This window comes from Acidiphilium sp. (assembly GCF_049977125.1).
In the GTDB taxonomy this organism is placed as follows: Bacteria; Pseudomonadota; Alphaproteobacteria; order Acetobacterales; family Acetobacteraceae; genus Acidiphilium.
Genome location: NZ_JBMFGY010000005.1, coordinates 23,439 through 46,439 on the forward strand (window position 1 = coordinate 23,439; position 23,001 = coordinate 46,439).

13 protein-coding genes and 3 tRNA genes are annotated in these 23,001 nt (G+C 61.7%); 2 read left to right on the forward strand and 14 right to left on the reverse strand.

What is annotated here, in order from left to right; translation table 11 throughout:
- Window positions 1-6: 6 nt before the first annotated feature.
- From ACP5E6_RS01795 to mutS, 12 genes are all read right to left on the reverse strand, one after another.
- Window positions 7-372: an NADH-quinone oxidoreductase subunit A gene (locus ACP5E6_RS01795; RefSeq protein WP_427950953.1), complete on the reverse strand. Its 366-nt coding sequence runs from the start codon at window positions 370-372 to the stop codon at window positions 7-9.
- 213 nt (window positions 373-585) lie between these two features.
- Window positions 586-662 (reverse strand) — tRNA-Asp (locus tag ACP5E6_RS01800).
- A 244-nt stretch (window positions 663-906) separates the two neighbouring features.
- Window positions 907-978 (reverse strand) — tRNA-Val (locus ACP5E6_RS01805).
- Window positions 979-1,057: 79 nt separating this feature from the next.
- Entirely contained in the window at window positions 1,058-1,360 is a 303-nt protein-coding gene (locus ACP5E6_RS01810; RefSeq protein ID WP_427950861.1) for an HU family DNA-binding protein, read from the reverse strand.
- A gap of 163 nt (window positions 1,361-1,523) precedes the next feature.
- The gene (lon, locus tag ACP5E6_RS01815; RefSeq protein ID WP_427950864.1) at window positions 1,524-3,983 is read right to left on the reverse strand and encodes an endopeptidase La; all 2,460 of its coding nucleotides are present in this window, start codon (window positions 3,981-3,983) and stop codon (window positions 1,524-1,526) included.
- A gap of 192 nt (window positions 3,984-4,175) precedes the next feature.
- Window positions 4,176-5,432, reverse strand: a complete 1,257-nt coding sequence (clpX, locus tag ACP5E6_RS01820; protein ID WP_427950867.1) for an ATP-dependent Clp protease ATP-binding subunit ClpX — start codon at window positions 5,430-5,432, stop codon at window positions 4,176-4,178.
- A gap of 135 nt (window positions 5,433-5,567) precedes the next feature.
- Window positions 5,568-6,230 carry an ATP-dependent Clp endopeptidase proteolytic subunit ClpP gene (gene clpP, locus ACP5E6_RS01825; protein WP_427950870.1) on the reverse strand — a complete coding sequence of 221 codons (663 nt, stop codon included), beginning with the start codon at window positions 6,228-6,230 and terminating at the stop codon, window positions 5,568-5,570.
- Window positions 6,231-6,386: 156 nt separating this feature from the next.
- Complete coding sequence (tig, locus tag ACP5E6_RS01830; RefSeq protein ID WP_427950873.1) at window positions 6,387-7,709, reverse strand: trigger factor; 1,323 nt, start codon at window positions 7,707-7,709, stop codon at window positions 6,387-6,389.
- 36 nt (window positions 7,710-7,745) lie between these two features.
- Window positions 7,746-7,827: transfer RNA gene (locus tag ACP5E6_RS01835), tRNA-Leu, on the reverse strand.
- 99 nt (window positions 7,828-7,926) lie between these two features.
- Window positions 7,927-9,885, reverse strand: coding sequence for an autotransporter domain-containing protein (locus ACP5E6_RS01840; RefSeq protein ID WP_427950876.1), 1,959 nt, complete (start codon window positions 9,883-9,885; stop codon window positions 7,927-7,929).
- 161 nt (window positions 9,886-10,046) lie between these two features.
- Window positions 10,047-12,875, reverse strand: coding sequence for a [protein-PII] uridylyltransferase (locus ACP5E6_RS01845; protein ID WP_427950879.1), 2,829 nt, complete (start codon window positions 12,873-12,875; stop codon window positions 10,047-10,049).
- A gap of 1 nt (window position 12,876) precedes the next feature.
- Complete coding sequence (gene mutS, locus ACP5E6_RS01850; protein WP_427950881.1) at window positions 12,877-15,531, reverse strand: DNA mismatch repair protein MutS; 2,655 nt, start codon at window positions 15,529-15,531, stop codon at window positions 12,877-12,879.
- A 79-nt stretch (window positions 15,532-15,610) separates the two neighbouring features.
- Between mutS and ACP5E6_RS01855 the strand changes: the two genes are divergently transcribed.
- Window positions 15,611-18,358, forward strand: coding sequence for a hypothetical protein (locus ACP5E6_RS01855; RefSeq protein ID WP_427950884.1), 2,748 nt, complete (start codon window positions 15,611-15,613; stop codon window positions 18,356-18,358).
- Here the strand turns inward: ACP5E6_RS01855 and ACP5E6_RS01860 are convergent.
- A complete protein-coding gene (locus ACP5E6_RS01860; protein WP_427950887.1) occupies window positions 18,279-20,216 on the reverse strand; it encodes a putative bifunctional diguanylate cyclase/phosphodiesterase in 1,938 nt (645 codons plus the stop codon). The two genes, ACP5E6_RS01855 and ACP5E6_RS01860, sit on opposite strands and share 80 nt — an antisense overlap.
- Before the next feature lie 631 nt (window positions 20,217-20,847).
- Here ACP5E6_RS01860 and ACP5E6_RS01865 point away from each other — a divergent pair.
- On the forward strand, window positions 20,848-21,663 hold the full coding sequence (locus tag ACP5E6_RS01865; RefSeq protein ID WP_427950889.1) for an N-acyl amino acid synthase FeeM domain-containing protein: 816 nt from the start codon (window positions 20,848-20,850) through the stop codon (window positions 21,661-21,663).
- Between the two features lie 118 nt (window positions 21,664-21,781).
- Here ACP5E6_RS01865 and ACP5E6_RS01870 read toward each other — a convergent pair whose 3' ends face one another.
- The gene (locus tag ACP5E6_RS01870; protein ID WP_427950955.1) at window positions 21,782-22,999 is read right to left on the reverse strand and encodes an acyl-CoA dehydrogenase; all 1,218 of its coding nucleotides are present in this window, start codon (window positions 22,997-22,999) and stop codon (window positions 21,782-21,784) included.
- Window positions 23,000-23,001: the final 2 nt, after the last annotated feature.

The window sequence follows — 23,001 nt, forward strand, 5'->3', positions numbered from 1 at the left end:
ATGCGCCTACTCCCAGTCGAGCGCGCCCTTGCGCCATTCATAGATGAAGCCGACCACGAGAATTGCCAGGAACCCCATCATCGACCAGAATCCCAAGGTGCCGATCCGCGCGAGGCTGACCGCCCAGGGAAACAGAAACGCGACCTCGACATCGAAAATGATGAACAGGATCGCGACCAGATAGTAGCGCACGTCGAATTTGCGGCGCGCATCGCCGAACGGTTCGAAACCGCATTCATAGGCGCTGAGTTTTTCGCGATAGGGCTTCTGCCGCGCCACCAGCAACGAACCGGCGACGAAGGCGACGCCGAGCAAGCCGGCGATGCCGAGGAAAACCAGGATCGGGAAATAATTCATCAAGCTCGGCTGCATCGCGGTTCGCCCTTTCATGCCCCAAGTCGTGTCAAGCCCCAAGTCGTGCAGGTGTCGCACGAGACGTGACCAACACCACCTGTTAACGTCCTGCCGCGCGCCAAACAATGCGCGCACCAACGGGCCGATCGTTGACCCTGCCGTGACGGACCTGATCCCCCGATCGTATTCCATCAGATCTAAACATTCGATGGTTTTTAACTGGCTCGAAACTGGCGCGAGTGACGGGGCTCGAACCCGCGACCTCCGGCGTGACAGGCCGGCGCTCTAACCAACTGAGCTACACCCGCTTCGTTGCCGTGCTCGTAACGCGGCGATGTGGCAGCGTCAAGCGTGGCGGCTTCTGATCGGCAGGCGGGGGGGTGGACGGGATACCCGATGCCGGGTGCGCCGGTCGCGATGCGAGGGCGACGAGCCGGGGCACGGAGTCGAGTTTCGCTGCGCAGTCCGCTTGAAACCAGGGGATGATTGGTCCGCTGACCCGACGGGCGGCCGGCGGCCGTGCCGATTTTGATCGGGTCGACGGCGGACGTATGGGCGGTGACGGGATCGAACCGCCGACCCTCTCGGTGTAAACGAGACGCTCTACCGCTGAGCTAACCGCCCGAATAGGCAGTCTGCCGATTCGACAAACCACCCTATCACGGTATGGGGCGAACCGGCAGGACCGGTTTCGTCCGGCTGCTTAATTCACGGCGTCCTTGAGGGTCTTGCCGGGCTTGAAACGAACCGAGGTTGATGCCGGGATTTTGATTTCCTCGCCGGTGCGGGGGTTGCGGCCGGTACCGGCTTTACGTTCGGCGGTGGCGAAAGTGCCGAAGCCGACCAGACGGACTTCCTGCTTCTGCTTCAGCGCCGATTCGATCGCCGAAAACACGGCGTCAACAACCTCGGTCGCTTTGGCTTTGGTTAGGTCGGTCTGCTCTGCCACGTCTGCGACAAGATCCATTTTGTTCACGGGTTGCTCTCCCAGTTGTAAAAAATGCACAGAACATGGAGCGGTCGGAGGGTACCCCGGCCGCGATGTCCTGTATCCGAATCGAAGGTTGCACTTTAGAGGGGCCGGTTTGCTGCCGTCAACGAAGACGGCGGCAAATCCGGCCCCATGAGCGTCATTTAAGGCGCGGGACGCTGGTTTTACCGGGCTGCGCTCAATGGGCCAGCGCGGCACCCGATGATTCGGCGGCACGGGGGGCGATGGGCTCGACCGGTTCCTCCCATTCGATGGGCACCAGGGTTCCCGCCAGCGCCTGAGCGATCACCTGGTCGACATGGGAGACCGGGATGATGGTCAGGGATTTCTTGACGTTGTCGGGAATGTCGGCCAGGTCCTTCTCGTTGTCCTTCGGGATCAGCACGGTGGTAATTCCCGCACGCAGGGCGGCCAGAAGTTTTTCCTTCAGGCCGCCGATCGGCAGGACCCGGCCACGCAGGGTGATCTCGCCGGTCATGGCGATGTCCTTGCGCACCGGCACGCCGGTCAATGCCGAGACGATCGATACCGCCATGGCGATACCCGCCGACGGGCCATCTTTCGGTGTCGCGCCTTCCGGCACGTGGACGTGAATGTCACGTTTTTCGAACAGGGTGGGTTTGATCCCGAAGGTGATCGCGCGTGAGCGGATGTAGGAGATTGCGGCCGAGACGCTCTCCTGCATCACGTCACCGAGTTTGCCGGTGTTTTTGACGTTGCCCTTGCCGGGCAGCAGCACACTCTCGATCGTGAGGATTTCGCCGCCAACCTCGGTCCAGGCGAGGCCGGTGACAACGCCGACCATATCCTCCGCCTCGGTCTCGCCGAAGCGAAAACGCGGCACGCCGGCGAAGGCTTCCAGATTGTCGAGGGTGATGGCGACGGTCTTGACTTTTTTGGTGACGATTTCCTTGACCGATTTGCGGGCCAGATTGGCAAGCTCGCGCTCGAGGTTACGCACGCCGGCCTCGCGGGTGTAGGTGCGGATCAATTCGTGCAGAACCTCATCGGAGACCGACCACTCGCCGGGTTTCAGCCCATGCGCCTCGGCCTGTTTCTCGACCAGATGACGCTTGGCGATCTCGACTTTTTCATCCTCGGTATAGCCGGGGATTCGGATGATCTCCATCCGGTCAAGGAGCGGCTGCGGCATCCGCAGGGTGTTGGCGGTTGTCACGAACATCACATCCGACAGATCGTAATCAACTTCCAGATAGTGATCGTTGAAATTGGCATTCTGCTCGGGGTCCAGCACCTCGAGCAGAGCCGAGGTGGGATCGCCACGCCAATCGGCCCCCAGCTTGTCGATTTCATCGAGCAGAAACAGGGGGTTAGACGTCTTTGCTTTCTTCATGCCCTGAATCACCTTGCCGGGCATCGAACCGATATAGGTGCGGCGATGGCCCCGGATCTCGGCCTCGTCACGCATGCCACCAAGCGACATCCGAACAAAGTTGCGGCCGGTCGCCTTGGCGATCGACTTGCCGAGCGAGGTTTTACCGACGCCCGGCGGGCCGACCAGGCACAGGATCGGGCCGCGCAGTTTCGGGCTGCGGGACTGGACCGCCAGGTATTCGATGATGCGTTCCTTGACTTTGTCCAGCCCGTAATGATCGGCATCGAGCACGCGCTCGGCCTCGATCACGTCGTTCTTGATTTTCGCGCGTTTTTTCCAGGGGATGCCGAGGAGCCAGTCGAGATAGTTGCGCACCACTGTTGCTTCCGCGCTCATCGGGCTCATGGTCTTGAGCTTTTTCAGCTCCGCGGTGGCTTTTTCACGGGCTTCCTTGCTCAGCTTGAGGGTTTTGATCTTTTCCTCGATCTCGGCGGTCTCGTCCTTGCCCTCTTCGCCCTCGCCCAGTTCCTTCTGGATCGCTTTCAGCTGTTCGTTGAGGTAATATTCGCGCTGCGTTTTTTCCATCTGGCGCTTGACGCGATTGCGGATGCGCTTCTCGACCTGAAGGACGCCGATTTCGGCTTCCATATGGGCGAACACCCGTTCCAGCCGCTCGGCGACCGAGGCGGTCTCGAGCAATTCCTGTTTGTCGGCGATTTTCAAGCCGAGATGGCTGGCGATGGTATCCGCAAGTTTCGACGGATCGTCGATCTGATTGATCGAAACCAGAACTTCCGGCGCGATTTTTTTGTTCAGCTTGATATATTGCTCGAACTGGGTCACCACGCCGCGGGCGAGACCCTCGGTTTCCTTGGATTTATCGACGATATCGTCGATCGGTTCGGCCAGAACCTCGAAATGGGTCTCGGTTTCATGGTAGCCGGTGATGCGCGCGCGACGCACCCCCTCGACAAGCACCTTGACCGTGCCATCCGGCAGTTTCAAGAGTTGAAGCACGGTCGAGACCGTGCCGACGTTGTAGATGTCGGCCGCCAGCGGGTCGTCCTGCTGGGCGTTACGTTGGGCGACGAGCAGAATCTGCTTATCTTCCTTCATCACCCCTTCGAGCGCCCGAACCGATTTTTCACGGCCGACGAATAACGGCACGATCATGTGCGGAAACACGACGATATCGCGCAGGGGCAACACCGACAAGGCCTCTCCGGTGGTGGGAGCCGGCGGTGTCGTTCTGACGGAGGCGGCGGACACCGATTTGGATTTTTTGGGATTGGTCTCTGACATCAGACTACCTTTCGTGAGCCACGCGCCCTGCCCTGTTGCGGCACAGAACGCGGTGCCGGCTGATCCGGCCACAACAGCAATATGGGGCGAGGGTCGCAATACCGCAACAGAGCGTCGATGCGCTCACGGCGAAGCCCGGCCCTGTCGTAGAATCGTGACCCGCGTGACCGGGGGCAGCGCCTATTCCGTCGCTCAAGAAGCGGTCTCGGCCCGTTCCTTGCCATGCAGGAACAACGGCTCCGCCCGGCCTTCCGCGACTTCGCCGTTAATCATCACCTCCTCAACACTGTCGAGCCCGGGCAGGTCGAACATTGTGGTGAGAAGGATCTGCTCCATGATGGAGCGCAGGCCACGGGCGCCGGTCTTGCGCTGAATCGCGCGGGACGCGACCACCCGCAAGGCATCCTCGGTGAAGTTGAGCTTGACGCCCTCCATTTCAAACAGGCGGCCATACTGCTTGACCAGGGCGTTTTTGGGCTTGGTCAGAATCTCGATCAATGCCGCCTCGTCGAGATCCTCGAGGGTTGCGACAACCGGCAAGCGACCGATGAATTCGGGGATCAGGCCAAATTTCAGCAAATCCTCGGGCTCGACCTCGCGCAGGATGGCGCCGGTCCGGCGATCGGTCGGGTCCTGGACGTCGGCGCCGAAGCCGATTCCCGATCCCTTGCCACGCTGGGAGATGATTTTTTCAAGGCCGGAGAACGCGCCACCGCAAATGAACAGGATATTGGTGGTATCGACCTGAAGAAATTCCTGCTGGGGGTGCTTGCGGCCGCCCTGCGGCGGCACCGAGGCGATGGTGCCTTCCATGATTTTCAGAAGTGCCTGCTGCACGCCCTCACCCGAGACGTCGCGCGTGATCGACGGATTGTCCGACTTGCGGCTGATTTTATCGACCTCGTCGATATAGACGATGCCGCGCTGGGCGCGCTCGACATTGTAATCAGCCGATTGCAGCAGTTTGAGGATGATATTCTCCACATCCTCGCCGACATAGCCGGCTTCGGTCAATGTCGTTGCGTCCGCCATGGTGAACGGGACATCGAGTATCCGGGCCAGGGTCTGGGCCAGCAATGTCTTGCCGGAACCGGTCGGCCCCAGCAGGAGGATGTTGGATTTCGCGATTTCGATATCGTTGTTCTTCTGCGCGTGCGCGAGACGCTTGTAGTGGTTGTGCACCGCGACGCTGAGCACTTTTTTGGCCTGGTTCTGGCCGATCACGTAGTCATCCAGAACTTTGCAGATCTCGCGCGGGGTCGGCACACCGTCGCGGGTTTTGACCAGATGGGTCCGGTTATCCTCGCGAATGATATCCATGCACAATTCGACGCATTCATTGCAGATGAATACGGTGGGTCCAGCGATCAGCTTGATCACCTCATGCTGCGATTTACCGCAGAACGAGCAGTACAAGGTATTCTTCGAATCTCCGGATTTAGTGCTCATCGGCGCTCCAGCCGCGCCCCACAAATGGCGGCGCATCAGTTATCGGCGAGAGACTAGCCCTCAACCCCGAATGACACAAGCATTCCGGTAAAAACTGACACCGGATTGCAACAACACCCCGCGATGACGCCCGGATCAGGCGGCTTCCTGCTTGGCGACCCTGGCGGTCTGATCCGACGGGCCGGTGGGCTTGTGGGCCATCACCTCATCGACCAGGCCAAAAACCTTGGCCTCATCGGCGGACATGAACCGGTCGCGTTCCAGCGCCTGCTCGATATCCTCAAGGGTCTGGCCGGTGTGCGTCACATAGATATCGTTGAGGCGGCGGCGCAGCGTGAGGATCTCGCGGGCCTGGATTTCGATGTCGGCGGCCTGACCCTGGGCACCGCCGGAGGGCTGGTGGACCATGATCCGTGCGTTGGGCAGGGCGAAGCGCTTACCCTTCTCACCGGCTGCCAGCAGAAGGCTGCCCATCGAGGCGGCCTGACCGATGCATACGGTCGAGACCGGCGATTTGATGTATTGCATCGTGTCGTAGATCGCGAGGCCGGCGGAAACAACGCCGCCGGGACTGTTGATATAGAAGGAAATATCCTTCGACGGGTTTTCGCTTTCCAGAAACAGCAATTGTGCTGCGATCAGCGAGCCGACCTGATCATAGACCGTGCCGGTCAGGAAGATGATGCGCTCCTTGAGCAGCCGGGAGAAAATATCGTAGGAGCGCTCGCCGCGGGCGGTCTGTTCGACGACCATCGGCACCAGGCTGTTCATGTAAATCTCGGTCGGGTCGCGTTCCATCGGCGTCTGTCTCCTGGTTGCGGGCCGGAGCCGCCGCACCCGCATGAACTGTCTTTTACCTGTCAACCGCCTACCGCCTCACCGAGGCCGGAATCGCGATCACAGGGGCTTAAGATGACCCGAGATCGGGTTGGCGTAAACCCCTGCCCGGCGCGATCAATCCTCGTCGTCGGCGAACAATGCCTCAATCGTGACTTCCTCATCGGTCACCGTCGCGAGTTCGAGGGCGTAATCGACGACTTTATCCTCGAAAATCGGTCCGCGCAGACGATCCATCGCGCGCGGGTTTTTCTGGTAGAAATCGATGATCATTTTTTCCTGGCCCGGAAACTGCTGCATCTCGTTGATCATCGCCTGGCGCATATCCTGCTCGGTCACCTGGACATTGGTGCTGCGGCCAATTTCGGCAACGAGCAGGCCGAGTCGCACTCGACGATCGGCGATGGCGCGATATTCGGCCCTCAACGTGTCTTCATCCTTGGCGGCGTCTTCGGCATCGAGACGGCCGGCGGCGCGTTCGGACTCGACCTGACGCCAGATTTCGGCGAACTCGGCCTCAACAAGGGTTTCAGGGGCGGCGAAATCGGCCTGTTTCGCCAATTCGTCGAGCAAGGCGCGCTTGACCTTCATGCGGCTCGCGCCGGCACGCTGCTGCTCGATCCGGTCCTTGAAGAATTTGCGGAATTCTTCAAGATTTTCAAAGCCATTGGCTTCGGCGAACGCATCGTCGATCACGGGCGCCACCTTGCGCTTGAGTGCCTTGACCGTGATATCGAAGGTGACGTCTTTGCCGGCAAGATTGGCTGCGTGATATTCCGCCGGGAACGTGACGTTGATGACTTTGGATTCGCCGGCCGACATGCCCTCGATTTGCTCGGCAAAGCCCGGAATGAAGCCGTTGCCGCCGATTTCGACATTGGCGTCCTGTGCGGCGCCACCCTCGAACGGCGTACCGTCGAGCTTGCCGAGAAAATCGACGGTGACGATGTCACCCGTCGCGGCGGGACGGACCTCCTCGATGGTTTCCATCGTGGCGCGCTGTTCGGCGAATTTGGCGATCGCCTCATCGACCTCGGAATCGGAAACCGGTGCGGTCGGGCGCGTGAGGGTGAGGGACTTGAGATCGGGGATCGCGACATCAGGCAGGATTTCCATCTCGACCTTGAACTCGAGATCGGCATCGGTGCCCGGATTGACCACCTCGACTTTGGGCGACACGGCGGGGCGCAGGCTGCGTTCAGCCATCATCTGGTCGGTCGCCTCGTTGACCGAGGCTTCGAGAATTTCGGCATCGACCGCCTGGCCGAATCGCTTGCGCACCATCGAAAGCGGCACTTTGCCCGGACGGAACCCCGGCATCTGCATCGTCCTCGACAATTCGGCGAGGCGTTTTTCACGCTTTTCGCTCAGATCGGCGCTCGGAATGACCACGGTGAAGCCGCGCTTCAGACCTTCGGTCAGGGTTTCGGTAACCTGCATATCGAACAAAATCCTTACGTTACGCCTATAGAAAAATACGGACGGAGGGACTCGAACCCCCACGGCTCTCGCCACCAGAACCTAAATCTGGCGTGTCTACCAATTCCACCACGCCCGCCCGAACGAACACCAGCCCCCGTGTGCGGTTGCTCACGCGGGTTCTCGCGGCGCACCTAGCGCGGATTGCCGCCCCCGACAAGCGAGAGCGGCGCCACGGTCAGAACTTATAGCGCAACCCGGCGGTGACCATGCGCTGATCGCCGTTCGAACGGGCGAAGGTGCTGGCAAGATCGACCGTGGCGGCGAGCCGGCCGGTCACTGCGGCGCTAAGTCCGAGATCGGCGACGCCCCAGGTCGTCGCCTGGTTCGGGTAGGTCGTGGTCAGGCCGACCAGCGGTTCGTCGGTGAACACGCTGGCGAAACTGCCGCCACTGCCGCCGACTTCGCTTTGCAATTCGATCGACCCATGGGGCGTGATCGACAAGCTGCCGAGATGCCCCGCCGCCGAAGCCGCGATGCCGGCGTCAAACAGCGCACGCGATAGCGACTGATTCTGCACCGCCATGGTCAGCGCCGGATCGCCCTGCTCGGTGTAGGCGCCGATATTGGCTTCAACCGCATCGAATCCGACCACCGGACCATAGGTCAGCGTGCCGCGATGGAACAGATAGCCGGCATTGGCGACGACGCTGACCGTGTGGCCATTTGGTGTCGCGGTGATCGGGGCGAGCACGCCGGGGCGGCTGATCTGGTTGAACTGATCGACGCCGTAATCGACCTGGCCATCGGCAAACAGATGACGCGATTGCGCCATGACGTAGCCGGCGAATTGATAGGCATTGGCGTGGATGGTCTCCCCGCCGTTCACCGTTGCGCTGTCGGTGCCGTAGCCGAACGCGATACCGGCGGCGATATGCGGGTTGAACCGGTAGTCGGCGCCGCCGGTGACAGTGCCGATATTATCGGTGAAGCCAAGATTGCCCGGCGCATTGGTGCGGCTGCCGTAGTCGTAATTACCGGTTACATAGACCGACAGGCGGTGATCGCCGCCCGCCCCCATCGGCCCGGTATCCCCCATCGCGGCGTCGGCGAGCATCGGGGCGGAGGGCAGATTGATCGAAAGACCGCCCGCGCCCTCGCGCAACGCTTCCATGCGGGCGGTCACCGAAGCCGAGAAGGCTTGCGCGCCGGTGGCGAGCAGACGGGCCGGAACCGATAGGGAGTCGAACCCGTTCAGGGCGCTGGCGACATATTCCGCGATGATGAGATGACTATGCGTGGTCGGATGCACGTTCCACCATTGGTAGGTGTTTTGCACCGACAACGGCGCGGCGACGCAGCTTGGCGTGTCGAGACAGGCCGAGGTTGTGTTGGAAATGCCATAAGCGCCGGGATTGGCATCGATTTCAGCGGAGATCTGCTGTTGGTTGATCAATAGAATATTCAGGCCGAGTTTCTGATGCAGTGTCGCCGCGACCTGACTCAGGCCGGCGTTATGGGCGCCGATGATCGCATCGCCGAGCGCGACCTGCTGCGGCGTATCGTTGACCGTGGGCACGTTTCCAAACGGAACCAGGTTCTGAAGAATGATTTGCCGCGCGCCGAGTTGACCGACCGCCTCGATCGCCTGCGCCGTCTGTTGCAGCACCGTACTGACGTTCTGCGTGACGATCTGCTGGGCGTTCGCCGGATTTTCGGCCACCAACGCCTCGGTTAAAAAATAATTGTTGCCGCCGATCCAGATCCCGACAACATCGGATGGTGAAAAATGGCCGCCGGTCGCCGCGAAACTCTGGATTTCCTGCAACTCGTTGGGTAACGCGGGAAAGGCCGGGTCGGAAAAGTTGATATAATTATTATAGACTTGTCCGTTTGCTTCAAGCGGCCCACTGAGCGCGCCACCGACGGCGTAATCGTTCGAGGCCTTGAACCCCAGCCCCGTCAGGGCCGGTAGATACTCGGCCCAGACCGGCCCGTTCGAAAAGCGATATCCTGAATAGGGCGGCGATGGTGGGTAGAGGATACCGGTCAGGCGCGGAATATTGCCATTATCGCTCAGGCTGTCACCAAAGACATAGAGACTGCCGGGCGCTTGCGCCCGGGCGAGCGGCGCGGCCACAGCGATGGCGAGAGCAGACGCGGCAAAGCCGCCCATCAGAGCTGTCTTGAAAGTCATGTTTCACTCCCTTGCGCTATCGAACGTTGTCGTTAACGATAACAGATGTGCGCTAGGGGTCAGACTCGCGTCAATCGGTGTTTACGCAGGAAACCGCGGTGATGACGATTTGGTAACCGAGTGTTGCATCTCTGCCATGCTCGTGAAGGTGTGAAACTTGATCACGCCGGCGCGCGGTCGCGGGCGGCATCCTCCGGTCGATCCGCCAGCGAGGCGATCAGGGCGGTGCGCAATTGCGCGAGTTTACGCTCGTTTTCCACTTTCAGGCCGAACACGTCCTTCACATAAAACACGTCCACCGCGCGGACGCCGTAGGTGGTGATGTGGGCCGAGGCGATCTGCAGCCCCTGCGCGCTGATGGCGGCCGTGACATCGTGCAGCAGACCGGGCCGGTCGCGACCATTGATTTCGATCACGGTGTGACGATTCGAGGCGCTGTTGTCGACCACGACACGGGGCGGGACATGGATGGCGCGCATGCGGCCACTGACCACGCTGCGACCGGCTTTGCGGATTTCGGCCGAGAGGCGCAGACGACCGGACAGAACCTGTTCGATCAAGGCGGATACCCGGGCCAGGCGGTGCGGCGCATCGAGCGGACCGCCCCCGGCATCCTGAATCCAGAACGTATCGAGCGCCATGCCGTCGGTCATGGTATGGATGCGGGCATCGACGATCGAGGCGCCGGCGACGGCGAGCGCCCCGGCGATGCGGCTGAACAGGCCGGCATGATCGGCGGTATAGACCACGACCTCGGTTACCGCGCGAGCGGGCAGCGGCACGGTGGAGACGACAAGCGGCATTTTGCGCGTGCGCGCATCCTGGATCAGGCGACCGTGACGGGCAATGCTGTCGGGGTCGAAGCTCAACCAGTAGCCGGGATAGCCCATGCCGAGAAATTGTTCACGATCGGCGGCCGGCCAATCGGCAAGCAACTCGCCGACCATTTGCTTGACCCGCGCGACGCGGACATCGCGCTCCGTGGTGGCAAGACCGCCCTCGAGCACTTCGGCGACGCGGGCGTAGATCTCGCGCAGGAGAGTCGCTTTCCAGCCGTTCCAGACCTTGGGCGAAACGGCCCGGATATCAGCCACCGTGAGAATGAGCAGCAGGCGCAGACGTTCGGGCGATTGGACCACATCGGCAACGTCGAGAATGGTTTTGGGATCGTCGATGTCGCGGGAGAAGGCGGTCTGGCTGAGCAGCAGATGGTGCAGCACGAGCCAGGAGACCATTTCGGTTTCCTCGGGCTCGAGACCCAACGCGGGGCCGATGGTGAGCGCGAGTTCGGCGCCAATTTCGGAATGATCGCCCCCCCTGCCCTTCGCGATGTCGTGGATCAGCAGGGCGACGTAGAGTGCCCGGCGCGATTGCAGGTGCTGCGCGATGCCGCTGGCGACCGGCAGGGTCTCGGCGAGATCGCCCCGTTCGATCGCGTTGAGGACGCTGATCGCCTGGATCGTGTGCATATCGACGGTGAAGACATGATAGGAATCAAATTGCATCTGACCGACGATGCGTCGCCAGTCGGGCAGGTAGCGACCGAGAGCGCCGGTTTCGTTCAGGATGGTGAGCCAGACGGCGCCATCCGACGTGGGTTCAGTGGCACCGCAGAGCAGATCGAGAAAGAGCGCCGCCGCCGCGGGATTGCCGCGTAGTTCGGCGGTTCGTCGGGCACCGCGGATCATGGCACGCAGTGAGAGAGGGTGCAGCGTCAGCGCACGGTCGCGCGCGAAGCGCAGAATGCGGAACAATTGCAGCGGTTCGGCCATCGGCTCGCGACCCGGGGCGAACAGAATTTTGCCATCGGCCAGAACAAACCCGGCGTCCGCGAGTTCGGCATCCGTCGCGGCGGCGATCGCGGGGGGGCCGAGGGCGGCGCGGATGACCGCGGGTTCCAGAACGCCGGTGACGCGCGCAACCTCGCGCACGACCAGGAAATAATGACGCATGAAGCGTTCGACGCCGTCCTGCCGCCCATGGCGGGTGTATCCCATGCGGGCCCCGATCACGGGTTGCAGGTCGAAGGTCAGGCGCTCCTCGGCACGGCCGGCGACGTAATGCAGGTGGAACCGCACGGTCCAGAGATAGTCCCATGCGCGTTTGCAGGCGCGCGCCTCGGACTCACTCAGGATGCCCCCACCGGGTGCCGAGGCCCCGACCAGTTCGGTCATGGCGAACGTGCCGAATACATACCGGGCGACCCAGTACAGGGTCTGGAGGTCGCGCAGCCCGCCTTTGCCCTCCTTGATGTTGGGTTCGACCATGAAGGGGGTATCGCCGAAACGTTTGTGGCGGGTGGCGCGCTCTTCCTGCTTGGCCGCGATATAGCCGGCGGGACTGTCCGCGGCACAATCCGCGCGGAATGCGATCTGGAAATGGGCGAACAAGGCGCGGTCGCCGGCGATGCACCTTGCGTCGAGCAGCGAGGTGCGGATGGTGATGTCTCCTTGCGCCTCAGTGAGACAATCGGCGGTCGAGCGTGTGGCATGCCCGACTTTGAGACCGAGATCCCACAGGAAATACAGGGTGAATTCGACCGCGCGCTCCACCCGTGCCGAGGGTTCATGATCGGTGAGGAACAGCAGATCGATGTCGCTGAACGGCGCCAGCGTCGCGCGGCCGTAACCGCCGGTGGCGGCGATGGCGAGGCGGTCGTCGGACTCGATCGGCAGCAGATCGAGCGTATAGCCGATCAGGGCGCCGATGAATTCGTCCATCAGCCCCGAGAGAAGGCGCGAGGCGGTGAGGCCGCCGAGATTTCCCCGCTCGAAGCGGGCCTGCACATGGGCCTGTAACCGGCCGAGCTGGCGGCGGAACACGCCGAGAGCAAGATCGCGTGGCGGCGGTGCCGCTTTGGGGATCAGCGTTGCAAGAACCGCCGCGATATTCGGTCGGTCTGCTTCGGCATCGGCGACGACGGGAAGGTCGGCCTGGGAATGGGGCAGGCCACCCGTGGCGAAGAATGGCTGGTTGATGAGATCGGACATGTCAGTCATTCTCTACCGCGCCTTGCGCGCCATCGCCAAGAAACTTTCGGCGCCACGCATAAATAAGGTCGAGCGCCTGACGCGGCGTGAGTTGATCGGGTGAGGCGGCGGCGAGCGCCTCGCGCCAGGACGTCGCCTCGGGATCTGGCGGTGGCGCCGCTTCATCGAGACCGGCGAACAGCGGCAGCGGTGGTGCCGCGCCGCGCCCGCGCTCAGCGGCGCGCAGCAGCACATCGGCACGGCGCACCACACCCTCCGGCACCCCGGCAAGTTTGGCGACATGCACGCCCCAGCTTCGTTCCGCAGCACCCTCGATCACCTCGTGCAAAAACACTACCTCGCCATGCCATGATTTCACCCGCATCGTACAAGGGTGGAGCCGTGGCAACGCGCCACCCAGTTGAATCAGATCATGAAAATGTGTCGCGAAAATGGTTCGGCAGCGCACCTGTCCGTGCAGCGCCTCGAGTACTGCCTGCGCAATCGCCAAACCATCGCGCGTACCGGTACCGCGACCGATTTCATCGATGATGACGAAACTGCGCGGCCCGGCCTGATGCAGGATGGCGGCGGTTTCGATCATTTCGACCATGAAGGTTGAACGACCGGCGGCGAGATCGTCGGCGGCGCCGACGCGCGAGAACAACCGATCGACCAGGCCGATCCGCGCGGCATCGGCCGGCACCGGCAGGCCAGCCTGGGCGAGGATGATGATCAGGGCGTTCTGGCGCAGGAAGGTCGATTTGCCGGCCATGTTCGGGCCGGTCAGCAGCATGAGCCGCCGGGCGGGCGAGAGATCAGCGTCGTTGGCGATATACGGCACCCCGGGCGGCAGCGCCGCCTCGACCACCGGGTGGCGGCCGGCCTCGATGGTGAAATCATGTTCGGTGGTCAGGCACGGGGCGACCCAGCGGCCGTTTTGCGCAAGACTAGCCGCGGATTGCAAGGCATCGAGGCGGGCCAGCGCGTCCGCACAGGCGGCAAGCGCCTCCTGCACGGCCATGACACGGTGCAACAGGTGATCGAGCACCAGGGCCTCCCGCGTGGCGGCGCGCTCATGCGCTTCGGCGATGCGGCGGTCGAGTTCGGAGAGTTCCGGTTGGGTGAAGCGGGCGGCGGCGGCCAGGCCCTGGCGCAGGATGAGTTCGGGGAATGCGCGCAGGGCCGCGACCGCGCTGGAGGGTGCTTCGAGCACATAGCCGAGTTGATGATGATGGCGCACTTTGAGACTGGCGACACCGTATTTCGAGGCGAGCTCGATCTGCAGCGCGGCAATCACCTGTCGGGTGTCATCGCGCAGACGGCGTTCACCATCGAGTTCGCCGTCGAATCCGGGGGCGATCGACGGGGCGTCGCCGGGGCGTTGAGGGGGGGTATCGACCAGGGCGCGGCACAACAGATCGGTGAGTTCGGCCGATGGATCGAGGGCGAGCGCATCGGCGGCGAGCGGGTGGGTCGGGTCGGTGCTGGCGGCCGGAAGCGCGGCGCGCAGCGCGGCGGCGGCGGACAGGGCGTCGCGTACCTGGGCCAGATCGCGCGGCGCGAGGCGTCCGGATTTGCCGGCCGCGAGGCTGAGACGGGCGAGGGCGCGGGCGAGATCGGGCGCGCCGCGCAGAGCGTGGCGGATCGCTTGCAGGCAATCAGGCTCGATCAGAAGGCTCTGCCAACCGGATTGGCGGGCACGCAGCGGTTCGATCGCATCGAGCGGTTCGGCGATCCAGCGGGCGAGATGACGCGCGCCGGCGGCGCTTACCGTGCGTCTGATCGCACCGAACAGGCTGCCGGCTTCGCCGCCATCGCGGGTGCGCAGCAGATCGAGGCTGGCGCGGGTGGCGGCGTCCATCGCGAGCAGCCCGGCCTCACCCGCGCGCACCGGATGGCCGATGCGCGGCAGATTACCGCCCTGGCTGCGCTCGATGTAACGCAACGCCATCGCGGCGGCCTGCGACTCGAGATCGCTGAAGGCTCCGAATGCATCGATCGACGCAACGGCAAAGACGCGGGCGAGGTGGCGACGCGCGATGGCGGGGGGCGGGGGCGGATCGGTTTGGGCGCGGCGGACGGCCAGGGCGCCGAGATCGGCTTGATCGGAAGCCAGGATTTCGGCGGGGTCGAGCCTTGCGAGCAGGGCCGGCAAATCGACGCGTGCGATCAAGGCCGTGTCGAAGGCGGCGGTCGAGACATCGATCCAGGCGGCGCCGATTTGCGCGTCATCCGGCACGAGTGCGACCAGAAGGTTTGATCGGCCGGCCTCGAGCAGGGCTTCCTCGGTGATGGTGCCGGGCGTGATCAGTCGCACCACGGCGCGCTCGATCAGGGACTTGCCACCCGCTGTCTTTGCCGCGCGCGCGCGGGCGGCCTCGGGTGCCTCGATCTGCTCGGCAATGGCGATCCGAAAGCCACGTTTGACCAGGCGGCCCAGATAGACGTCGCGCTGCGCGACGGGAACGCCGCACATGCGGATCGGTGCGCCCTGGTGGGTACCGCGCGCGGTCAGGGCGATGTCCAGCGCCGCGGACGCGGCTTCGGCATCGTCGAAGAACAGCTCATAGAAATCGCCCATGCGAAAAAAAATCAGCGCATCCGGGTATTCGGCCTTCGCTGCAAACCATTGCGCCATGGCGGGGGTTGCGCCGGCGGCGCGATCGAGATCCATAATCCGATACTAATCGAGGCGCGCGCTGCTGCGAAGCGCCGATTGCTGGCCGGCGGACGAGATGTTAAGCGGGCGTTGCATGACATTGCCGCCGCGCGCCGTCACGAACCGGCATTTGATCCCGATCCTGGCGTTGATCGTCCTGCCCATCGCGGCGAACGGGCTGATGCTTGCCGGTATCACGCATGGCAACCCTGCGATTTTCGTGATGTTTCTGACCCGAGGATTGGTTGGCGGGTGGCTGCCGGGCGCGCCGGGTTGGCGCGATCCGACGATCGGGTTGATCACCCAGCCCCTTGGGATGTTGAGTGCGCGCGATTGGTTGCACGGCATTGTTCCCTGGTGGAACCCGTATTCCGGCGTCGGCATGCCGCTGGCGGCGGAAATGCAGACGATGTCATTTTTTTTGCCGTTCGTGCTGCTGCTGAAATTCTGGGGCGGCTGGCTGGCGTTGAAACTCATCATCCAGATCCTGTGTGGATTGTTCACCTATGCGCTGCTGATCGAGTTACGCCTGACCCGGCTGGCCGCTGGGCTGGGAGCGCTGTTCTTTGCGCTTTCACCGACGATTTATCTGGTGCCGCATGTAATGGGGCCGCTGCCGTTCGCACCGCTGCTACTACTCGGCATCGAACGCGCCGATCGGGCCGCGCGCGACAGCAGGGGGCTGGGCTTCGGTTTGATTCCGGTGGCGCTGGCGTATTCGATTTATGGCGGCTACCCCGAAGTTGCTTATGCCGACGCAACGCTGGCGGCGGTATGGACGATCTGGCGCTTCGCCGGCGCGGGCGCCGCACGGTGGCGATTCGCCCGCAAGATTGTTCTGGGCTGCGGCATCGGGCTGGTGATGAGCCTGCCGCTGGTGGTGCCGTTTTTCCAGTATGTCCGTCTGTCCTACCTTGGGCAGCACGCTGATTTATATAGCTGGATCTGGTTGTTGCCGCCCGGCGCACCGTTGCAATTGTTTCCGTTCATTTACGGGCCGATCGGCGCGCTGACGCCTCCGGGCGTGTCACCGGTATTGTCCAATCTGATCACGGCGAGTTGGAACCAGCTCGGTGGCTGGTTCGGGCCGCTGGCGGCGCTGCTGGGTCTGGCCGCGATTATCCGGCCGGGGCGGCTGCGTGGACTGGGCTTCGTGCTGACCGGATTTATTCTGGTCTGGCAGTTGCGCATCTGGGGATTTCCTCCGGCGGTCTGGCTGATCGACCGGATTCCGTTGATGGCGCGCACCAATGCGATCAGGTTCAGCGGTCCGGCAATGGAACTCGCCTGTTTCATCCTGCTCGCGATCACCGTCGATCGCTGGCAGACCGGTGGAGCGTTCGATCGCCGCGCCGTTTGGTGCCTGAGTACGCTCGGTGCCGCGATCGGTCTGTTCGCGGTGCTGCCAGCGCTGCGCAGTCTGATTGACTGGTTCGCGCCCGGTACCGCGATGCTGGGATTTGCGCTGGGGGCCACGGGTATCGAACTCGCTCTTGCGGTTGCGGCGGTGACGCTGTTGACCCGTCCACCGGGTCGAGCGACGACGCTCGCGCTTACGCTCGTCGTCGGGACGGAGTGTTTCGCGACCGCAGCACTCAGCCAGTTCGCGGCGCCTCGTCATGGCACGATCGACCTTAGCGGTGTTGCGTATTTGCAACGTCATCTGAGGCTGGCGCGGCTTTATTCATTGCAGCCGTTCGGGCCGAATTATCCGGCGGCGTTCGGGCTGGCGGCGATCGATGAAAATGAATTACCGGTGCCCGCAGCATGGAACGACTACATCCATCGCCATCTCGACCCCTATGCCGATGTGGTGATGTTCACCGGCTCTCAGGCACGCAGCATAGGTTGCACCCTGCTGCCGCGCGCGGCGGCGGCGTTGCGCGATGGCGTGTTCATCCGTCCACAACGCTCGGTGACGCCGCCCGATCAGAGTGCCGAATTGCGGCGCCATCTCGCGGCATACGGCGCGATTGGGGTGAAATACGTGCTGACGCCACCGGATCAGAATCCGTTCGTCACCCACGCGGATCTGCCGGTGACCTCGGCCGGGCAGGTGCCATTTGCCCTGCCTGCGGGCGGTGTGCTGAGCGGCGACATTCCGGCCGGCACGATCTCCTTGCGCCATGTCGATCGGGTGGATGTGTTGATCGGCACCTATGACGGCGCGGCCCGCGGCGCACTGAGTGTGCAACTGTGTACTCGCAAAATATGCGCCACGGGCCATGCCGAACTTGCAACAGCACAGGATGATCATTTTCTGGCAATCAAGCTCGATCACCGCCTGGATGTGCCGGTCGATGCCGGATTGCGCTACCGGTTCACCCATCGGCACGGGGCGGCGGTGGCGATCTGGCTGGGCAGCTTTCGGATCGATGCGCCGCCGGCGCTGGCGGTGGGCGGCATCGCGCCGCCGCACGCACCGCTGCTCCGGCTGATCGACACACCGCGCGATGCACCACCGCTGGTGTTTGCCAACCAGGTCATGCGGATCTACCGGCTGGATCGGCCGCGCGAATTTTTTACCACCGTTCCGGCTTGCCACCTGACCCGCCTCGCGATCGATGCGGTGGATGCCGACTGCCCGGCACCGGCGCGGCTGCTGCGGCTTGAAGCCTATTATCCGGGATGGCACGCGCGCATCGCTGGGCGAGCCGTGCCGATCGAGCGGACAGAATCGATCTTTCAGTCCGTGGCATTGCCCGCGGGGCGCAGCAAGGTGCGGTTTTTCTATCGCCCACCGTTCATTCGGATAAGTTGCGCTATGGCTCTGGCAGGACTCGCAATGTGGCTCGGCCTGATGCTCGCATCGGTTCTGCGGGCGCGCCGCGCCCGACGGTGAAGCTGGTGACGGTTCGACCCGTTTCGAACAAATCGAGGATTTTGTCCGCGCGCACCGGCGGCGAAAACAGATAACCCTGCCCGTCGTTGCAGCCATAGCTTTTCAGCACCGCGGCGTGACGTTCGGTTTCGATGCCCTCGGCCGTTACGCGCAGACCCAGCGTATGGCTGAGTTCGATGATCGCCTTGACGATCGGCGCATCGTTTTCGTTGCATGCGAGATCGTTGATGAAACTGCGGTCGATTTTCAGACGGTCGAACGGAAAGCGGCGCAACGTCGCGAGGGAGGAATAGCCAGTGCCAAAATCGTCGATTGCGATGCGGCACCCAAGGGCGCGCAGCCCGTGCAGATGTTCGATTGTGCGCCCTTCGGTTTCGAGCACGGCGGATTCGGTGACTTCGAATTCGATCCGAGCGGGGGTGACGCCGGCCGCCTCGATGATTGCGTGGAGTTGGTCGACCAGCCAGGCCTCGCGCAGGTGCAGCGGCGAGAGATTGACCGCGACAGTGATGGCCGGAGGCAGCTTGGCCGCGAGCGCGGTGGCCTCGGCCAGCACGAAGGCCGTGACGGTGCTGATCAGCCCGCTGCGTTCAGCGATTTCGATGAAATCACCGGGTGGGATAATGCCGCGTTCCGGATGGCGCCAGCGCACCAGGGCTTCAAGACCGACAATGCTGCTCGAGGCAAGGGCGATAACCGGTTGGAATTCGACGAACAACTGATCGTCACGCAAGGCGCGTTTCATGTCGCGCTGGAGGCCGCGCCGATCCTGTAAATGGCGGTCCATCGTGCGATCGAACAGCCGCCAGGTGCCGCGACCGGAATCTTTCGCACGATACAGGGCGAGATCGGCGTTTTTATACAGATCCTCGGCTGTGGTACCGTCCCGTGGGGCGAGTGCGATGCCGATGCTGACACCGATTTCGACGGTAACCCCATCGAATTTATAAGGGCGGGCCACACGGTCGATGACCCGTTCGGCCACAGATGTCGCTTCGAACTCATCATCCGACGGCAGGACAATGGAAAATTCATCCCCTCCGAGACGAGCGGCGACGTCGCGATCGCGGATCGCGCCGCGAATCCGGTGCGCCACCGCGCGCAGGACCGAATCACCCATCCCATGGCCATAGGAATCATTGACCGCCTTGAACTGATCAAGATCAAGACAGAGCAGCGCCGCCCCCGGCTGACGATCATCGCTGAGCCACTGGCTCAGGGTATTGTTGAATTCGGTACGATTGGCGAGGTCGGTCAAGGAATCGTGGCGGGCCAGATGGGCGATGCGCTCGCGCGAGCGGTGCATGGCGGTGACATCGGACCCGACGCCACGATACCCGATGAAATTGCCGCGGCGATCCTCGATCGGTTTGCCGGTCATCGACCACCAGCGTCGTTCACTGCCCATGCTGACCGGGACCACCAGATCGCGGAATGGCTTGCGTGCAGCCATCTGCCGACGCATCGCCTCGAAGGCGTCTCCCGCTGCCACCGAGGGTCGGCGCAGGGTCTCGTCGGCGCCGGCCATGAAGGTGAACAGATCACCGCCGATCGCCTCCACGGGCCGTCGTGCCACTTCGGCGAAACGGGCCGATACCTGTTTGATCTGACCCGAAGCATCGGTTTCCCACAACCAGTCGCTGGCATTTTCCTCGAAATCGCGCAGCAGGATGCGGATGGTTTCAGTGGTTTGAGCGAGGCGAATGGAGCCGATGTTGCGTTCAAACAATCGTCGATTGACATAGAATATCGATGAAATCGCCAAAAAACTGTAGCCTAGAAAGCAGACAACAATGGGCCAGACTTCGAACTTGTAGTTCAAAACGATAATCACGACGGTACCCGTGATGATCGGCATAACGAATAACAGTGATGACAGGATTGGTCCTGCCGTTGTCGCCGTTGAAATGAGGCCGATCACAACACCGAACAATAATCCGCTTTGGAGTTTATCCGCAAACGACATCAATCTGTCGATATAGATAATCCAGTCACTACCAATCAAAAATATCAATATGTTATATATATTTTTAAAGCGACCTGATTCAATCGAAAAGAATTTCATATATTGATATGTTCGACAGAACGTTGATAGTAACGTGTATAATAATATTAGTGAAATAAAAAGCGCATTTGCAAAAGCGTTATATCGGTTATTTTGAAATTCAAAATAAATTGCAACCGTGATTATGATTCCGATTAGCGCGGAAGTCGCGCTGAGTTTCGCCCGAACGATAAACTGATCGTTTTCAACTTGCCGAACAAGATCCTCCGACTCCCGGGCGTTGGCGTTCCCGGTCTCCAACAGCATTCTCAGTCGCTGAGCAAACGGCATCGTCATCGCACGAGCGTGATAGCGAGGGCGACAATTTGACACTCCTCAAAGTTGTGATTCGGCAACGTTAAATTTATTGAAAACGTCGTGGCCTTTACATCTTCTGTTAAGTATTTTGTCATGAGGTACAACCGAAGATAAAGGAGTTACCGTGGTGAATGATCCTGGAGTGGCAACGACTCATATAAATCGCCTTAGCAATGAGTCCCTCGAAGGCAGCATCGCCGAACAGTTGTTCGCAAAAATTGTAACAGATGCGCAGGATTTCGAAGTAGCCTTCGCACTGCGATACCGGGCGTATTTCAATGCGGGTTATCTCAAAAACATCGACCATCATAGTTTTTCTGACATATACGATGATCGTCCATCAAGCAAAACAATCCTGATCTATCGCGGCGAACAAGCGGTGGGGTCGATCCGGGTCTGCGTGTTGGATCGCGCCAAGCCGGACGCGATCGATCTGCCCGCATCCAGGATGTTTCACGAAGAAATTGACAATCTCTTAACCGTGCCACCGCATTCTACGGCGCCTCGCAGGGCTGTCGAGATCACCCGCTTGGCGCGCGACCCGGAACGCCTGGATGATCGGCGCGTGCTATGGGCGATGTTTCGAATGGTTGGGTATCTGATCATCGCCAACAATGCGGACATCGTGTTCGTGGCTGTCACAAAAAATCACATGCCGCTCTACCGCCGAATGGGATATCAGATCGTCGCGGCGCCTAAAGCCTATCCTGGTTTGGATGTCGAAACCGGTCTGATGGCTTGTTTTCGCGATGATTTCACAAGCGTACAGCGGCAGGTTGCCATATTGGGCAGTGTGTCCCGATCGAGTTTGATCTATGCGGATTTCATTGGCGGCAACAAAGTACCCGTGTTTGAGGACGCCGTAACCGACGTCTCCAGCCGATTGATCAGCAACCGTACCGACGCGCGGGGCACTGAAACCGGTGTTCGAAAAATCGCCTGAGGGGCGCGCCCACGCATCAGGCGAATGTAACGAATCTATTCATCTAACAAAAATCGGGGAACCGCCAAGACTCAATTCCGACTGAACCCCGCCGGTTCAGTCAGATCGAAGGCTGTAGCTAGAAGGCAGAGAGACCGGTCTGCGCCCGCCCCAGAATAAGGGCATGCACATCGTGCGCGCCTTCATACGTATTCACGGTTTCAAGGTTCAACAGATGACGGATGACATGGTATTCATCGACGATCCCGTTGCCGCCGTGCATGTCGCGCGACAGGCGGGCGATGTCGAGTGCCTTGCCGCAATTGTTGCGCTTCAACAGCGAAATCATTTCTGGCGCCGCTTCGCCGGCATCAAGCAGGCGACCGAGGCGGAGTACGGCTTGCAGCCCGAGGGTGATTTCAGTCTGCATATCGGCCAGTTTTTTCTGAACCAATTGTGTGCCGGCGAGCGGACGGCCGAACATCTGACGATCCAGCGTGTACTGCCGGGCGGCATGCCAGCAAAACTCGGCGGCACCGAGCGCACCCCAGGCGATGCCATAGCGCGCGTTGTTGAGGCAGGAAAATGGTCCCCGCAGTCCCTTCACGCCGGGCAGCATATGATCGTCCGGCACGAACACGTCGGACAGCATGATCATGCCGGTAATCGAGGCACGGAGCGAAAACTTGCCCTCGATTTTCGGGGTCTCAAAGCCTTTGCTCGCACGATCAACCAGAAAGCCGCGGATAACGTCGGCATCGTCCTTGGCCCAGATCAGCGCCATGTCCGCGATCGGCGCGTTGCTGATCCAGGTTTTGGAGCCGTTCAGCAGATAGCCGCCGTCAACCTTCCGTGCGCGCGTCCGCATTGATCCGGGGTCCGACCCGGCGTCCGGCTCGGTCAGGCCGAAGCAGCCGACCCAGTCACCGCTACGCAGTTTGGGCAGGTATTTATCCTGCTGCGCCGGCGATCCGAAGGCGGCGATCGGGTACATCACCAATGAGGATTGCACGGAGAACACCGAGCGATAGCCGCTATCAACCCGTTCCAGTTCGCGCGCGATCAAACCGTAGGCGACGTAGGAGACATCGGCGCAACCGTGGCTGGCGAGCGTCGCGCCCAGAAACCCCATCGCGCCCATTTCGGAAACGATGGCACGATCGAAGGTTTCGGTGCGAAAGGCGTGCAGCACGCGGGGGAGCAGCTTCTCCTGGGCGTAATCATGGGCGGCGTCGCGGATGGCGCGCTCGTCCTCGCTCAATTGTGGTTCAAGGTGCAGCGGATCGGCCCAGTCGAAGGGGATGAATCCCCCTTTCTTCGGAGCGGTTGCGGGTCCGGGAGCGATCACCTTGAGCATTT

Excerpts from the sequence above, each read along its gene's own strand:
- ACP5E6_RS01795 (WP_427950953.1), bottom strand. The coding sequence starts at position 372 with ATGCAGCCGAGCTTGATGAATTATTTCCCGATCCTGGTTTTCCTCGGC.
- lon (WP_427950864.1), bottom strand. The coding sequence starts at position 3,983 with ATGTCAGAGACCAATCCCAAAAAATCCAAATCGGTGTCCGCCGCCTCC.
- clpX (WP_427950867.1), bottom strand. The coding sequence starts at position 5,432 with ATGAGCACTAAATCCGGAGATTCGAAGAATACCTTGTACTGCTCGTTC.
- clpP (WP_427950870.1), bottom strand. The coding sequence starts at position 6,230 with ATGGAACGCGACCCGACCGAGATTTACATGAACAGCCTGGTGCCGATG.
- tig (WP_427950873.1), bottom strand. The coding sequence starts at position 7,709 with ATGCAGGTTACCGAAACCCTGACCGAAGGTCTGAAGCGCGGCTTCACC.
- ACP5E6_RS01840 (WP_427950876.1), bottom strand. The coding sequence starts at position 9,885 with ATGACTTTCAAGACAGCTCTGATGGGCGGCTTTGCCGCGTCTGCTCTC.
- ACP5E6_RS01845 (WP_427950879.1), bottom strand. The coding sequence starts at position 12,875 with ATGTCCGATCTCATCAACCAGCCATTCTTCGCCACGGGTGGCCTGCCC.
- mutS (WP_427950881.1), bottom strand. The coding sequence starts at position 15,531 with ATGGATCTCGATCGCGCCGCCGGCGCAACCCCCGCCATGGCGCAATGG.
- ACP5E6_RS01855 (WP_427950884.1), top strand. The coding sequence starts at position 15,611 with ATGACATTGCCGCCGCGCGCCGTCACGAACCGGCATTTGATCCCGATC.
- ACP5E6_RS01860 (WP_427950887.1), bottom strand. The coding sequence starts at position 20,216 with ATGCCGATCATCACGGGTACCGTCGTGATTATCGTTTTGAACTACAAG.
- ACP5E6_RS01870 (WP_427950955.1), bottom strand. The coding sequence starts at position 22,999 with ATGCTCAAGGTGATCGCTCCCGGACCCGCAACCGCTCCGAAGAAAGGG.